Source organism: Allorhizobium undicola ORS 992 = ATCC 700741, from assembly GCF_000621665.1.
Classification (GTDB): Bacteria; Pseudomonadota; Alphaproteobacteria; order Rhizobiales; family Rhizobiaceae; genus Allorhizobium; species Allorhizobium undicola.
The window spans coordinates 37,505-52,736 of the sequence record NZ_JHXQ01000002.1 but is presented as its reverse complement, the minus strand read 5'-3'; the positions used below and the strand labels follow the sequence as shown (position 1 = coordinate 52,736).

Below are 15,232 nucleotides of genomic sequence, written 5' to 3'. Positions count from 1 at the left end.
CCCGCCGTCAGCGATAGGCCGGGTTCCATGCCAGCGCCCGGCGCTCCAGTGCCCGCGAAATCACATCCGCCAGCTTGCCCAGCCCGGCATAGATGAGAAGCGACAGCACCACCACATCGGTCATCATGAACTCGCGCGCCTCATTGGCCATGTGCCCGATGCCGGAGGATGCAGCGATGGATTCCGAGACAATCAGCGTGAGCCACATGATGCCCAGCGCATAACGCAACCCGACAAAGATCGACGGCAGCGCTCCCGGCAGGACGACCTTGCGGAACAGCGTGCGGCGGCTCATGCCATAAATGCGGCCCATCTCGATCAGGTCGCGATCGACATTGCGCACGCCATGATAGGTATTGAGATATACCGGAAACAACACCCCAAGCGCCGTCAGGAACAGTTTCGACTCCTCGCCGATCCCGAACCACAGGATGACCAGCGGAATCATGGCCAGATGCGGAATGGTCCGCAGCATCTGCAAGGTCGTGTCGGTCAACTGCTCGCTCAGGCGCGAAACACCGTTGGCAATGCCCAGCGCCAGCCCGATTACCCCGCCCACCAGCAGACCGGCCAGCGCCCGGCCGGTGGAAATGCCAATGTCCCGCACCAGATCGCCACTGACGATCTGGTCGTAAAATGCCGTCAGCACCGCAGTCGGAGCGGGCATCACACGGTCGGAGATCACGCCGATGGAGGTCAAGCCCTGCCACAGGACGAGAACCGTCAGCGGCAGGGCATAGGGAAGAAGGCCTGCCGGGGTGAACGCGGCAAGCGTGGGCCTTGCAACCCGTGTCCGGCCGGTACGGTTTCGGCCTGTCGCGGAAATCTCGAAAACAGTCATCAGCGCATCCTCTGAATGGGAAAGGTGGGCATTATCGAAGTGCCCCTTCCTGCCTCGATGGTCGGGACAAAACGGCGTCGGCGTCTTGCCTCAAGAGGCAGAGGCAAGGCGCACATTGCCGCCATGCCCGCCGCCGCCGAAGACCTGCGGCTCGCCAAAGGCAGCGCGCACATGACTGACCGGCTTGCCCAGGCCGATTTCCGGAAAGAGCAGTTCCGAAACGCGATAGGCCTCTTCAAGATGCGGATAGCCGGAGGCAATGACCGTATCGATGCCGAGATCCTGATATTCCCGCAGCCGCGCCGCCACCGTCTTTGCCGAGCCGACCAGCGCCGTTCCCGCACCTGAGCGCACCAGCCCGATGCCTGCCCACAGATTGGGCGAGACCTCCAGCTTGTCACGGCGGCCCTGATGCAGTTCCAGCATTCGCTTCTGCCCGACCGAGTCGGAGGTTTTGGCAAAGCTTTGCTGCGCGGCGGCAATGGTTTCATCGGAAAGATGCGAGATCAGCCTGTCGGCGGCGGCCCATGCCTCGTCGTCGGTTTCCCGGACGATGAAATGCAGGCGAATGCCGAAGCTTACTTCGCGTCCCTTTGCGGCCGCCGCCTTGCGCACACGGGCGATTTTTTCGCCCACCTGATCCGGCGTCTCGCCCCAGGTGAGATATTTATCGGCAAGGCCTGCGGAAAAGCCTATGCCCGCCTCGGAGGAGCCGCCAAAGAAAAGCGGCGGGCGCGGCTCCTGAACGGGCGGCAGCACAAGCCTTGCATTATGGGCCTTGATGTGCCGGCCATCGACATGCGCCTCGCCCGTCTCGATCAGCCCGTTGAAGACCTTGAAGAATTCCTCCGCATGATCGTAGCGCTCGTCATGCGGCAGGAAAATACCGTCGCCTGCCAGTTCCTGCGGGCTGCCGCCCACGACAATGTTGAGCAACAGGCGGCCATTGGAAACCCGGTCGAGAGTGGAGGCAAGCCGGGCATAATAGGCGGGCGATGCCGTGCCGGGACGAATGGCCACCAGAAACTTCAGCCGCTCGGTAAAGGCGGCAAGATAGGCGGCCAGCGTGAAGGATTCCTCGCAGGAAACGCCCGTGGGCAGCAGCACGCCGGAATAGCCCAGCCGGTCCGCCGCCACGGCAATTTCCTTGAAATAGGCGGGATCGGCCGGACGGCTCAGATGATCGGTTCCCAGATAGGCCCCGTCACCGGAAGAGGGAATGAACCACAGAAAATCAAGCGGCTTCTTGGCATTGCTCATGGGAAAATCCTTCCTTGCAAAAGGTCAGGGGAAATGTCAGGCGGCCTTGCCGCGCCATACGATGTCGGAAATGGTCAGCTTTTTCGGCAGAACGCCGAGCGCATGGAACTGATCGGCCAGCCCCTGCTGATAGCTCACCGCCTCGTCGGTAATCAGACCGATACGGCCAAGATCGGAGCCGGGGCGCTCAAGCGTGACGCGCGTCACCTCCAGTGGCACGCCGGTAATGGCGGCAAGCGCCACGGCGGTTGCCTCAATATCCTTTTGGGCCGCCTCGCCCACCTTGCGCAGTTCTTCGAGAATTTCGCTGACAAGTTCGGGATTGGCCCTGGTGAAGGCGCCGTTGCCGAGGAAATAGCCCCAGGCCTGCACAATACCCTGAGACGTCGTCAGCAGGCGCGCATTCGGGTCCTGCTGGCCAATGGCGAAATAAGGGTCCCAGATGGCCCAGGCATCGACACTGCCGTTTCTGAACGCGGCGGCGGCATCCGGGGGCGCAAGATCGATCTCCTTCACGTCTTTCGGCGTCAGCCCGGCGCTGGCCAGCGCCTTGAAGGCGAAGTTATGCGCGCTGGAGCCGCGTTTATAGGCAAGCTTCAGGCCCTTCAGGTCCGCAATGGTTTTCACCGGACCATCCTTTTGCACCAGCAGGCCGTGAGAGGCATCCGCCGGATGATAGGTTCCGACATAAAGAAGATCGCCGCGCGCAGCCTGCGCGAAAAGCGGCGGCACGTCTCCCGTCGGGCCAAAGTCGAGCGCGCCCGCGCCCAGCGCTTCCAGAAGCGGCGGACCGGAGGTAAACTCCGACCATTGAATGGAAATGCCGCGATCGGAAAAGCGTTTTTCCAGGACGCCCTGCTGCTTTGCCAGGGCCAGAACGCCAAATTTCTGCCAGCCGATGCGAAGGGTCTTTGGCGCGGCAGCCCTCGCCCCCGCCTTCCCCAGAAGCAGGCCGGTGGCGGCAATTCCCGCGAGCTGAAGGCTATGTCTGCGTGTGATCATGATGCTGTTCCCCGATGGATGCGAATGTGGCGGCGACCCGGCTTCCGGTTGCCCTTCCTTGCGATGGTTTCAGAATAAGAATTTCTATAGTTTTTATAAGGAATGACTTTTCGCAGCTTGCGGCCGAGGTGAAACAGTTGCGCGGTAGCTGGGGATGGGCGCGGAAAATACCCCTCACACCGTGGGCAAATCGTCGTGACCTTGCAAAACTCGCCTTCCTCCGGCCCGATCATGATTTTGCGCGGTCCGGGGACGTTGTGGTATTCCGCGAATCCGTGGCCTATAGAGAGGTTGCAGCCAGTCTCGAACGGACCTTGCCCGATGACCGCACCCAACCCGCCCCAACCTGTTTTGCGTGGCATGATGCTGATGGCGGCTGCGATGATGGTTCTGCCCGGCATGGACGCGATTGCAAAATACATGGCGACGGTCGAGGCCATGTCGCCCGCGCAGGTGACATTCTATCGCTTCTTTTTTCAGGTTGCCGTGACATTGCCGGTTCTTCTCGTGCTGCGCGGCCGCAAGGCGCTTACGGCCCGGAAGCCGGGCCTCAACATGCTGCGCGGCATCCTGCACGGGGCGGCGAGCCTCACCTTCTTCGTGGCCGTGAAATACATGCCGCTGGCCGATGTGTTCGCCATCTATTTCGTCGAGCCGTTCATTCTTACCGCCCTGTCAGCGCTGTTTCTGCAAGATCGCGTCGGCTGGCGGCGATGGCTGGCCATTCTCATCGGCTTTGGCGGAGCGATGATCGTCATTCAGCCGAGTTTCGAAGTGTTTGGCCTTACCGCGCTCTTGCCGGTGCTGTGCGCGTTTCTGTTTGCCGTTTACATGTTTCTCAATCGCGCGCTGGGCGATGCCGACAGCCCGATGACGATGCAGATCCTTTCCGGCCTCGGCGGCACGGTCTTCATGGGCATCGTGCTTGCGGCAGGAAACAGTGCGGGTCATGTGGATTTCGCGCTTTCGCTTCCGGCAAATGCCAAAGGACTGGCGCTGCTGGTGCTGCTTGGGGCAATTTCCGGCTACCTGCACCTTCTGGTGGTCAAGGCATTTCGCATGGCGCCGCTTTCTGTTCTTGCGCCTTTCCAGTATTTCGAAATCATCGCCGCCACTATTCTGGGTTACGTGCTTTTCGGCGAATTTCCCACGCTGTCGAAATGGACAGGCATTGCCATTATCGTCGGGTCTGGACTGTTCATCTTGTGGCGGGAACAGAGGAAGACCCAAAAAGAAACAGTTTAACGATCAGCTTTCCGCATCTTCCGGCAAAGCGTTAAGGTTTCATCAGGAAATTGCACCATAAACCAACAGTAGTTTCATGATGAAACGGGGTGGGGTATGAAAGATTTTCGCCTCTCCTTTCCGGCCTGCGTGATTGCCGGAAAACGGAGAATGGATTCTCAGGACGTGGAAATGCTGCGGCACTATTGCCTGCCGCACGGGGTGAAAACCCCCGCCGACCTGATGACGATGCTGGTTTTGAACAATTTCTGTCCCGAAAAGTGCCCCGAATGGGATGCCTTCTTCGTGACGGAAATCCCTCAATACATTTTTCGGATCATGCCGCCGGAAAATCGCGTGGATCAGGCAAAGCTGCACTGGATCTTTACGCGGTTCACGACGGAGGGACGTGTCAACTCGCCGCTGGAATCCCTCATGCTGACGGAGCTGCTCAAGATGGTGGTGGCCGAAAGCGTTGCCGGGCTCAACGCCGCCCGCAGAACCGGCCCCTGGTTTGGCGCCGATGCGGCCCGACCCGTCGCGGCGGCGTGAGCGCACAGTTTTCATTCCTGGCAAAAGCGTGCTTGAAGCAACCGGCCCCGCCGTGCCAGATTGCCAGGATCAATCAAGATGGGTTGCGAACCGGGGCATCAAACGGCCCCGATGTCGCAATCGCCCGAAAATAACCGTTTGGAGCAGAAAATGGACGTACGCGCCGCTGTTGCCGTGCAGGCTGGCAAGCCGCTGGAAATCATGACCGTTCAGCTGGAAGGTCCCCGCGCCGGAGAAGTGCTGATCGAGGTCAAGGCCACCGGCATTTGCCACACCGACGACTTCACCCTGTCCGGCGCCGACCCGGAAGGCATTTTCCCCGCCATTCTCGGCCATGAAGGCGCAGGCATCGTGGTCGATGTCGGTCCGGGCGTCACCTCTGTCAAAAAGGGCGATCACGTCATCCCGCTTTACACGCCGGAATGCCGCGAATGCTATTCCTGCCTTTCGCGCAAGACCAATCTGTGTACCGCCATCCGCTCCACCCAGGGTCAGGGCCTGATGCCGGATGGGACAAGCCGGTTTTCCATCGGCAAGGACAAGATCCACCACTATATGGGCTGCTCGACCTTCGCCAATTTCACGGTTCTGCCGGAGATTGCGGTTGCCAAGGTCAACCCGGACGCCCCCTTCGACAAGATCTGCTATATCGGTTGCGGTGTCACCACCGGCATTGGCGCGGTCATCAACACTGCCAAGGTCGAGATCGGCTCCACGGCCATCGTCTTCGGTCTGGGCGGCATCGGCCTCAACGTGTTGCAGGGGCTGCGGCTGGCTGGCGCCGACATGATTATCGGCGTGGACATCAATCCCGAACGCAAGGCCTGGGGCGAGAAATTCGGCATGACGCATTTCGTCAACCCGAAGGAGGTTGGCGATGACATCGTGCCCTATCTGGTCAACATGACCAAGCGCAATGGCGACCTGATCGGCGGCGCCGACTACACTTTCGATTGCACCGGCAATACCAGGGTCATGCGCCAGGCGCTGGAATCTTCGCATCGCGGCTGGGGCAAGAGCGTCATCATCGGCGTGGCGGGCGCAGGCCAGGAGATCTCCACCCGTCCCTTCCAGCTCGTCACGGGCCGTCAATGGCTCGGCACTGCCTTTGGCGGCGCGCGCGGCCGCACCGACGTGCCGAAGATCGTGGATTGGTACATGGACGGCAAGATCCAGATCGATCCGATGATCACCCACACCATGCCGCTTGAAGACATCAATCACGGCTTCGAGCTGATGCATAAGGGCGAAAGCATTCGCGGCGTCGTGGTCTATTGAACGACCGGATGAACGCAGTGCCAATCCTCCTCCTTCAAGCGCCGGAGCCGGTATGACAAGCATTTATGTCGATGCCGATGCCTGCCCGGTGAAGCAGGAAATTCTGAAAGTCGCCGAGAGGCACGCCCTCCCGGTGACTTTCGTTGCCAATTCCGGATTGCGGCCCTCCCGCGATCCGATGGTGCGCAATGTCATCGTTTCCAACGGCTTCGACGCCGCCGACAACTGGATTGCCGACCATGCGAGCGCCACCGACATCGTGATAACCGCCGACGTGCCGCTTGCCGTACGCTGCGTGGCCGCGGGCGCGCTGGTGACAGGCCCCACTGGCCGCGTTTTCGATGAAACCAATATCGGCATGGCCAGCGCCATGCGCGATCTTGGCGCCCATCTGCGCGAAACCGGGGAAAGCAAGGGTTATAACGCCGCCTTCAGCCCCCGCGACCGCTCGCAATTTCTCGAGACACTGGACCGTCTCTGCCGAAAGTCCAAGGCAATGGCACGCCCATGACCGCACGCAGGCGCCCTTTCCTCTTCCCCCTTCGCCGCCACCGGCACAGCCCCTTCTATCGCGCCGGCCTGCTGGGCCTCTGCGCCCTGCCCGTTTTTCTGCTGATAAAGCCGCAGCTTGCCGTCGAACTTTCCGCCATCGTGTTTTTCCTCGCCTATCTTCTGTCCATGGCGCGGCGCATTCCTGCCATCACCGCCGAGCGATTGAAAACCAGCCCGCAACGCGACGATGCACCCACCATGGTCATTCCCATGGTCACGCTCGTTGCAATTGCCGCAGCGGTCGTGGCGCTTTTCAACGCGCTGAACCGGGGCAGCGGTTCGGAAAGCACCATCGAGGTCATGCTGGCCTTCGCATCCGTCATCGGTGGCTGGTTCACCATCCACGTCATGTTCGCCATGCATTACGCCCATCGCTTCTGGCAGCATCACCCGTCGGGCGAAAAAAACGAGCCCCATCGGGGCCTCGATTTTCCTGATACGGATGAACCGGGAGCCTATGAATTTCTGTATTTTTCCCTTGTCATCGGCATGACGGCGCAGACCTCCGACGTGGCCATCACCTCCACCCCGATGCGGCGCGTGAACCTGCTGCACGCCGTCACATCCTTCTTCTTCAACACCATCCTCGTGGCGGCGGCCGTCAATGCCGCCGTGGCGCTGGCAGGCTGAAACGGAGCATTCATGAATATTCTGTCTCAAAACACCGCATTCGGCGGTATGCAGGGCGTATTTTCCCACGCCTCCGAAACCTGCAACTGCGACATGACCTTCGCCGTCTTCGTACCCCCGCAGGCCATTGCCGAAAAACGCCCTGTTCTCTGGTATCTTTCCGGCCTCACCTGCACCCATGCCAATGTCATGGAAAAGGGTGAATATCGCCGTCTTGCAGCAGAACTCGGCCTGATCATCGTCTGCCCGGATGTCAGCCCGCGTGGCGATGACGTGCCGGATGAAGCCACCAACTGGAAAATGGGCAAGGGTGCCGGCATGTATCTGAATGCCACCGAAAAGCCCTGGGCCGAACATTATCAGATGTACAGCTACATCACCGAGGAATTGCCCGCGCTGATCGCCGAAAAATTCCGCGCCGACATGGATCGCCAGGGCATTTTCGGCCATTCCATGGGCGGCCATGGCGCCCTGACCATTGCTCTGAAAAATCCGGATCGCTACAAAACTTGCTCGGCCTTCGCACCTATCGTCAGCCCCTTGCAGGCCGATTGGACACAGGATGCCTTCGAGAAATATATCGGCCCGGACCGCGCCGCCTGGCGGCAATATGACGCCTGCGCCCTGATAGAAGACGGCGCACGCTTTCCGGAATTGCTGGTGGATCAGGGCAAGGCCGACAGCTTCCTGGAAAAAGGCCTCATGCCGTGGCTGCTGGAAGATGCGGTGAAGGAAACGCATATTGCCCTGACGCTGCGCCAGCACGAGCGCTACGACCACTCTTATTATTTCATCTCAAGCTTCATGGACGATCATCTGCGCTGGCATGGGCACAGGCTGGGATAATACCCTTTTCCTGCAAGAGATCCAACACCACGGCAGCGCCCGCTTCTCCGGCGGGCGTTGGCGTTTGCATCAACTGCCAGAGCCTGTCATACCCGGCCATCATGGCGGCCCGCTCGGGGGTTGCCGTTGAGAGCCGTTCCATCCAGCGCAGCGCCGAACCGGCCCGGACCTGTTCGTTCAGATATTCCGGCACCACGGGATAATCGACGACGATGTTCGGAAGCGCCCCGGTCCAGATTTTGATGCGCTTGTGCAGCAGCTTGATGAGAAAATCTGTCTTATAGGTCGAAATACAAGGCACGCCGGCAAGCGCAAGCTCCAGAATGACGGTGCCGGAGGCCGCCATGGCCGCATCGGCTTCGGCAAAAGCCTGCCACTTGCCCTCCTCACCCAGAATGATTTCTGGCTGAATGGCCCAACCGGCAGTCATCTCGCGCACCTCGGCCTCACGCCGTGCGACGGTGGGCAGCAGAAAGCGCGCCGGTCCATTGCGGCTTACGAAATCGCGCGCGGCTTCTTCGTAAACAGGCAATTGCGCCGCAATCTCAGCCCTGCGAGACCCCGGCAGCAACAAAATGGTTTTCGGCTCCGCCACCGCAGGAACCGCACGCGACGACCGCCGGGCTCGACAGGCAAGAAGCGCCTGGGCACTCGCCAACCGATGCCCGACGAAATGCGTGCGCGGCCCGCCAAGCCTCTCCATAACCGCAGGCTCGAAGGGCAGCACCGCCAGCACGCGATCGACATAAGCCAGCATGGCCTTGGCGCGATATTCCTTCCAGGCCCAGACACTGGGGCACACATAATTGACCACCGGCAGGCCCGGAAGCGCCGCCCGCACCTTGCGGGCAACGCGATGGGTAAAGTCCGGACTATCGATGATGAGCAGCAGATCCGGTTTTTCGGCAATGATTGCTTTTGCGGTGCTACGAATCAGCGACAGAAAACGCGGCAGCCGGGCGAGAACCTGGGTAAGCCCCATGACCGAAAGCTCGGAAAAATCGAAAAGCGAGCGCAAGCCTTCCGCCTCGAGCGCCGGGCCACCCACCCCCATCAGCGAAAGCTTTGCCGGATAGGCACGTTTCAGTGCCGCAACAAGATCTCCGCCCAGAAGATCGCCGGAAACCTCTCCCGCCAGAACCGCAATCTTCAATGGTTTCGGGCCAATCAAGAACTCTCTCCCGCCTCAGCATGTAATCTTTTGGTTTTTACGCATTTCCGAACGGAAAACCGCGAGCGCACTTTTCCTGGAAATGCGGGATTCTTTTGTTTTACGCATTTCCGGACGGAAAAACCGCGAGCGCGCTTTTCCTGGAAATGCGGGATTCTTTTGTTTTACGCATTTCCGGACGGAAAACCGCGAGCGCACTTTTCCTGGAAATGCTCTATACCACAAATGAAGATGCCGAGAGCATCGGCACGCTGCAAGGTTTCCTCCCGTTGCAACAGCAAGGCCCGGCCTGCCTGCACCGCCACGCCCGCAAGGCCAGCGCGCGCGGCATTCTCCACGGTGGAAAGGCCAATGGCCGGAAGGTCTGCGCGAATATCCTGCTGCGGTTTGCAAAGTTTGACGAGCACCCCCTTGCGCCGCGCCGAAATGCGTCCCTCTTCGCGCAATTCCGCCACACGGGCCAGCATTCGATCCGTACCTTCCACGCCTTCAAGCGCCACGATACGGCCTCCGACGCTCACCGCACCCTGGCCAACATCAAGACTGCCCAATATTGCCGCAGCTTCCGCAGCCCTTTCAATATCGCGGCCATCGTCCCCAGTTGGTGTTGCAGCCCCCAGTGGCCCATATTGCGCCAGCAATTGCGGCGCTATTTCATGTGCGCCGATAACCTGGCACCCTTGCGATTCGATCAGGCCGATCACCATTTTCAACACGGCATCGTCGCCACCCGACAGCAGGGTGCGTATGGCGTGCGGCAGCTTGCGCAGGAAAGCGAGATTCATGTGAATCTCCCGGAATGCCGGGCGCTTGCGCACGCCGCCGGACATGACGACCCGATCGATGCGGAAGTTTTTGATGATGCGGGCAAGACCCGCCACATCGCCAACGCTCATCGGCGCGCTTTCGAAGCCGTCCCACCGCTGATCCGCCTCATGCATGAGCGGCAGGATAACCGGGTCTTCCCCGGCAGCGCGCGCAGCCTCGGCCACGTAAACCGGCAGCATTCCACTGCCGGCAATAATGGCAAGCCTGCCCTTTCCCATCACAACGCTCACGCCTTGCCGCGGAACGGCGAAGACAGGGCGCGGTCGCTTTCTGCCGCAATGAAGTCCAGAATTTCCATGGCTTCCTTGCAATCGCCAAACTCATCGCGCGCGGCGGCCGCCTTCTCGCGGATCGCACCCTCTTCATCGAAGAGAAGTTTGAACAGCTTGCGCACGCGGTGCAAGGTTGCACGATCAATACCGGCGCGCGTCATGCCCACGACATTGAGCCCCCCCAGCAGGCCGGGATTGCCATTCAACATGCCATAGGGAATGACATCGTAGCTGCACGCAGAAAGCCCGCCAATGAAAGCCTGCCTGCCGATGCGGGTAAACTGATGAACTGCCGACCCGCCACCGAGAATGGCGCGATCGTCAATTTTCACATGGCCTGCCAGCATGACATTGTTGGACAGGATGATATTGTTGCCCAGCTGGCAATCATGCGCGACATGCGAATTGGCAAGAAACAGATTGTTGCTGCCAACCAACGTTTTGCCGCCACCCTCGACCGTGCCGCAATTCATCGTTACGCCTTCGCGCATCGTGCAATTGTCACCCACGCTCAGCGTGGTTTCCTCTCCGGTATGGTGAATGCTCTGCGGCTCGCCACCGATCACCGCATTGGAAAAAACGCGGCAGTTTTTGCCAAGGCTGGTCTTGCCGGTGACAACCGCGTGTGCCTCCAGCACGGTTGCCTCGCCCAGCACGACTTTCGGGCCGACATAGCAGAACGGCCCGATCCGGACATTTTCGCCGATCACAGCCCCGTCCTCAACGACGGCCATGGGGTGGATATGCGCGCTCGATGCCATCACGCTCATCACTCCTCCCTTGCTTTCATCATGGCGCCAATATCGGCTTCGGCAACAAGCGCTCCGTCAACCTTGGCCTCGCATTTGAACATCCACATCTTGCCGCGCTGACGCTGTTTATGCACGTGGAAGCGCACCTGATCACCGGGAACCACCGGCTTACGGAAGCGCGCATTATCGATCATCATGAAATAAACGAGATTGTCCCGCGTTCCTTCCTTCAGCGCACAGATCGCCCCCGCAGTCTGTGCCATGGCCTCGATGAGCAAAACACCAGGCATGATAGGATGACCAGGGAAATGCCCCTGGAAGAACGGTTCGTTGATCGTGACATTCTTGATGCCAACCGCCGCGTTATCGCCATCGATCTCGATGATCCTATCGACCAGCAAGAACGGATAGCGATGCGGAATAAGCTTCATGATCTCGAGAATATCGAGGGCTGCAAGTTCTTTCGTCGTCTCAGTCATTTTGTCCCCTTCCTGGTCTTCAGCGCGTTGCCGGCACGTTGCATGACCTCGGCGCATTCGCGCAGAAAATCCGGCAATGGTCGAGCCGGAATTCCCCCAAATTTCTGGGAGGCTGGAACATCTGCTATAACACCGCTCATGGCCGCGATCTGCACGCCGTCACCGATATGAATGTGGCCGTTAATGCCACTGCCGCCGCCAATCATCACGCCATCGCCAATCACCGTGCTGCCGGCAATGCCGACCTGCGCAACGATACCGCAATGGCGACCGATGCGAACATTGTGGCCGATCTGCACCTGATTATCGATCTTGGTGCCCTCGCCGATCACCGTGTCATCCATCGTGCCGCGATCCACCGTGGTATTGGCGCCAATTTCCACATGATCCTGAATGATGACCCTGCCGATCTGCACGATCTTCACCATGCCACGCGGCCCCGGCGCATAACCGAAACCATCCTGGCCAATACGAGCGCCGTTATGGATGATGACGCCATTGCCGATATAGCTTGCAAAAACGCTGGCACCTGCGGCGATAACGCTGTCGCGGCCGATTTTCACACCCGCGCCAATCACGGCGCCTGCGCCGATATGGCTGCCCGAACCAATCTCGACATGGGCGCCCACCACGGCTGCGGCCTCGATGGTCACGCCGGGCTCGATCTTTGCCGTGATGTCAACATGGGCCGCATCTGAAATGCCATGGGCAGCGCTCATGATCGCCGCTGGGCGATTTGCCTTCGGATGCAGGATCTGCCCCGCCAGCGCGAAAGCCGTGTGAGGCGTTTTCGTAAGCAAAACCGGAATATGCGCGGGAATGAGCCCCAGCAGCGGCCTGTCGCAAAGGATTGCTCCGGCACGGCAGGTTGCCAGTTCCGCCCGGTTCTTGCGCGAGAGAATATAGCAAATATCGTTTTCTCGCGCCCGATAGACCGGCGCTACAGCGCGGATAACACGTTCCGGCGCAGCATCTCCAACGAGTTCCGCCCCGATGCGATGCGCCAGCTCTTTCAGGCTGACACCCGCATGGGGCGGAAAAAAGGTCTCATGATCCATATACCAAAGTCCCAGACTGGTCGGTTTGTCTGAGCTTTGGACTACAGAAATCAGAACTGGTTAGCAATGGAGAATCGGAACTGCTGAACGCGGTCGTAATCTTCCTTGAGGACAGGCTGTGCATAGTCGAAGCGCAGCGGACCGAAAGGCGAAGCCCAGACGATACCCGCACCGACGGATGCGCGCCAGGACATGTCCTCACCGTTCACAGAACCGCCCGTGACGCTGACCTTATTGCCGTAAAGCGTGCCCGCGTCGGAGAATACCGCGATACGCAAACCGGCATCCTGCGGAACGAACGGCATCGGAACGCTGGCTTCGGCGGAAGCGGTAAAGTACGTCGTACCACCGAGCGCATCATCCTTGAAGCCATTCATGCGGGGGCCAATACCGTTGTTCTTGAAACCACGGATTTCCTTGCCGCCGATCTGGAACTGATCGAAGATGTTCAGATTGTCGCCCGTCGGCATGACGTGACCGGCACCCACCGAGATGGAGCCGATGATGTCGTGCTCATCCGAAAGCGAGGTGAAGTAGCGGAACTTTCCATACATCTTGTAGTATTTCGAATCGCCACCAAGACCAGCGAATTCGTGGGTAAAGCTCGCGTAAATCCCTTCATGCGGCAGGTTACGGTCGTCAAGCGTATTGTAGACGAGCGACTGCGAAACCGAAGACTGAACCCACGGGCTACCATTTACGAGGTCCTGATAGGGTTGCGACAGACCAGTCGTCCAGTCGCCCGATCCAGAATATTTCATCTGCTTGTAGGTGTAACGGAAGGTCGTCGCCAATTCTTCCGTGATCGGCGCCGTCACACGCAGCGTACCACCGGTTTCATCGTAATCGTAATAGGTGTTGCTGCTCGTGCTGCTCTTGAACAGGTCGAAGCCAACAGCCAAACGATAGCCGAGGAAATAGGGTTCGGTGAAGGAAATATTGTAGGTCTGGCTATCGTCGGTACCAGCACCAGCCGAAACACGGATGAACTGACCGCGACCCAAGAAGTTCTTTTCTTCAACGGAGGCTTCCAGCAGCAGACCGCTGCCGCCCGCGGCATAACCGACGCCAACCCCGAAGGAGCCGGTGGACTGATCCTCAACATTGACCACGATCACGACGCGGTCAGCCGAGCTGCCCTGCGCGGTGGTGATGTTGACGGAGCTGAAATAGCCCAGCGCCTCGAGACGGCGCTTGGCGCGCGTGATGATTTCCTGATTGAAGGCATCGCCTTCGCTGATGTCGAACTCGCGACGGATCACGTAATCGCGCGTGCGGGTGTTGCCGCGAATTTCAATACGCTCGACATAGGCGCGCTCGCCCTGATCGACCATGTAAGTCACGCCGATCGTGCCATTGCCCATGTCACGATTGCCGCGCGGCACGACGCGCGCGAAAGGATAGCCCTTCGCGGAAACGCGCTGCGAGATCGCCTCCATGCTCTTCTGGATTTCCTTGGCGTTGTAAACATCGCCGCTATGAGTGGAAACCAGCGACTTCAGCTCGTTTGCATCAATGCCTTCGACCGAGCTCTCAACGTCAACCGCGCCGAAGGTATAGCGACGGCCTTCGTCCACGGCGATGTTGATGGTGTATTCGTTGCTCTGATCGTTCAACGAGGCATCCGAAGACAGGATACGGAAATCGGCATAACCGTGGTTGTAATAGAACTGGCGCAGCGCTTCTTCATCGGCGCGCAGCTTGTCTTCGTTGTAAACGTCCTTGCGCGTCAGGAAAGACAGCGGGTTGGAGCGCTTGGTGCTGATAACCGCAGCAAGGCGGCTATCGCCATAGGCCTGATTGCCCGTGAAATTGATGGAGGAAATCTTGGTACGATCGCCTTCGCTGACGACGAAGGCAACATTGACGCGGCCCGGAGAAACGGTAGCGACCTGGGTCGTGACCTGCACGTCATTACGGCCGATGGCAGCATAGGCTTCCTTGATGCGGCGAATATCCGCGTCAATCAGCTCCTTGCTGTAAGGGCCGAGCGGCTGGGTCTGAACGACGCCGGTCAGCTTGTCGTCCTTGATCTTGCGGTTGCCGTTGAAGACCACCTGATTGACCAGCTGGTTTTCGCTGACGGACACCACCAGCGAGCTGCCCGACACGGAAATCTTCACATCCGAGAAATAGCCGGTCGCATAGAGGCGGCGAACGGATTCATCGATATCGGTATTGGAAAACGTCTTTCCCGGCTGAATGGTCACATTGGACCGCACAGCCTCGGTGCCGACCCGGCTCGCCCCGCGCACGTCGATGCGCTGAACGACAGCCGCCTCAGCGACAGATACGGAACCGAGAACGAGGATGCCTGCACCCGAGGACACTACACCAGCAGACAGCGCAACCGCCGATACTGCGTTCAAAAATTTTGAACCAGCCTTCATGTGAACTTCTTACCTTTTTTCCGTTGTACCTCGGTCAAAAAACCGACTCCGGTCCGTTGGTGGTTTTAACCGCTTTTCCTCTACAAGCAAGGCCGCC

At 59.4% G+C, this 15,232-nt stretch carries 15 protein-coding genes; 6 read left to right on the top strand and 9 right to left on the bottom strand.

What is annotated here, in order from left to right; all coding sequences use genetic code 11:
- Positions 1 to 7 precede the first annotated feature (7 nt).
- The 3 genes from T424_RS0102335 to T424_RS0102325 all read right to left on the bottom strand — a co-directional run bounded on the left by T424_RS0102335 (position 8) and on the right by T424_RS0102325 (position 3,103).
- Positions 8 to 841 (bottom strand): ABC transporter permease subunit, encoded by an 834-nt coding sequence (locus T424_RS0102335; RefSeq protein ID WP_027486292.1) that lies wholly within the window; start codon positions 839 to 841, stop codon positions 8 to 10.
- Positions 842 to 931: 90 nt separating this feature from the next.
- Complete coding sequence (gene ssuD / locus T424_RS0102330; RefSeq protein WP_027486291.1) at positions 932 to 2,101, bottom strand: FMNH2-dependent alkanesulfonate monooxygenase; 1,170 nt, start codon at positions 2,099 to 2,101, stop codon at positions 932 to 934.
- Positions 2,102 to 2,137: 36 nt separating this feature from the next.
- Positions 2,138 to 3,103: an aliphatic sulfonate ABC transporter substrate-binding protein gene (locus T424_RS0102325; protein ID WP_027486290.1), complete on the bottom strand. Its 966-nt coding sequence runs from the start codon at positions 3,101 to 3,103 to the stop codon at positions 2,138 to 2,140.
- 321 nt (positions 3,104 to 3,424) lie between these two features.
- Between T424_RS0102325 and T424_RS0102320 the strand changes: the two genes are divergently transcribed.
- The 6 genes from T424_RS0102320 to fghA all read left to right on the top strand — a co-directional run bounded on the left by T424_RS0102320 (position 3,425) and on the right by fghA (position 8,185).
- On the top strand, positions 3,425 to 4,348 hold the full coding sequence (locus tag T424_RS0102320) for a DMT family transporter (RefSeq protein WP_027486289.1): 924 nt from the start codon (positions 3,425 to 3,427) through the stop codon (positions 4,346 to 4,348).
- A gap of 150 nt (positions 4,349 to 4,498) precedes the next feature.
- Positions 4,499 to 4,879 (top strand): hypothetical protein, encoded by a 381-nt coding sequence (locus tag T424_RS19970; RefSeq protein WP_154664779.1) that lies wholly within the window; start codon positions 4,499 to 4,501, stop codon positions 4,877 to 4,879.
- Positions 4,880 to 5,029: 150 nt separating this feature from the next.
- Positions 5,030 to 6,157: an S-(hydroxymethyl)glutathione dehydrogenase/class III alcohol dehydrogenase gene (locus tag T424_RS0102310; RefSeq protein ID WP_027486288.1), complete on the top strand. Its 1,128-nt coding sequence runs from the start codon at positions 5,030 to 5,032 to the stop codon at positions 6,155 to 6,157.
- Between the two features lie 52 nt (positions 6,158 to 6,209).
- Positions 6,210 to 6,668, top strand: a complete 459-nt coding sequence (locus T424_RS0102305) for a YaiI/YqxD family protein (RefSeq protein ID WP_027486287.1) — start codon at positions 6,210 to 6,212, stop codon at positions 6,666 to 6,668.
- A complete protein-coding gene (locus T424_RS0102300) occupies positions 6,665 to 7,339 on the top strand; it encodes a DUF1345 domain-containing protein (protein WP_027486286.1) in 675 nt (224 codons plus the stop codon). Before T424_RS0102305 ends, T424_RS0102300 begins: the two co-directional genes overlap by 4 nt.
- Before the next feature lie 12 nt (positions 7,340 to 7,351).
- Complete coding sequence (gene fghA, locus T424_RS0102295; protein ID WP_027486285.1) at positions 7,352 to 8,185, top strand: S-formylglutathione hydrolase; 834 nt, start codon at positions 7,352 to 7,354, stop codon at positions 8,183 to 8,185.
- Here fghA and lpxB read toward each other — a convergent pair.
- The 6 genes from lpxB to bamA form a co-directional block, all read right to left on the bottom strand.
- Positions 8,142 to 9,353 (bottom strand): lipid-A-disaccharide synthase, encoded by a 1,212-nt coding sequence (gene lpxB, locus T424_RS19965; protein ID WP_051558768.1) that lies wholly within the window; start codon positions 9,351 to 9,353, stop codon positions 8,142 to 8,144. The two genes, fghA and lpxB, sit on opposite strands and share 44 nt — an antisense overlap.
- A gap of 167 nt (positions 9,354 to 9,520) precedes the next feature.
- A complete protein-coding gene (locus tag T424_RS0102285; RefSeq protein WP_027486284.1) occupies positions 9,521 to 10,402 on the bottom strand; it encodes an LpxI family protein in 882 nt (293 codons plus the stop codon).
- Positions 10,403 to 10,410: 8 nt separating this feature from the next.
- Entirely contained in the window at positions 10,411 to 11,226 is an 816-nt protein-coding gene (lpxA, locus tag T424_RS0102280; protein ID WP_027486283.1) for an acyl-ACP--UDP-N-acetylglucosamine O-acyltransferase, read from the bottom strand.
- Complete coding sequence (gene fabZ / locus T424_RS0102275; protein WP_027486282.1) at positions 11,226 to 11,687, bottom strand: 3-hydroxyacyl-ACP dehydratase FabZ; 462 nt, start codon at positions 11,685 to 11,687, stop codon at positions 11,226 to 11,228. The genes lpxA and fabZ overlap by 1 nt, the downstream gene beginning before the upstream one ends.
- A complete protein-coding gene (gene lpxD / locus T424_RS0102270) occupies positions 11,684 to 12,745 on the bottom strand; it encodes a UDP-3-O-(3-hydroxymyristoyl)glucosamine N-acyltransferase (protein WP_027486281.1) in 1,062 nt (353 codons plus the stop codon). The genes fabZ and lpxD overlap by 4 nt, the downstream gene beginning before the upstream one ends.
- Before the next feature lie 50 nt (positions 12,746 to 12,795).
- On the bottom strand, positions 12,796 to 15,135 hold the full coding sequence (bamA, locus tag T424_RS0102265) for an outer membrane protein assembly factor BamA (RefSeq protein ID WP_027486280.1): 2,340 nt from the start codon (positions 15,133 to 15,135) through the stop codon (positions 12,796 to 12,798).
- Positions 15,136 to 15,232 lie beyond the last annotated feature (97 nt).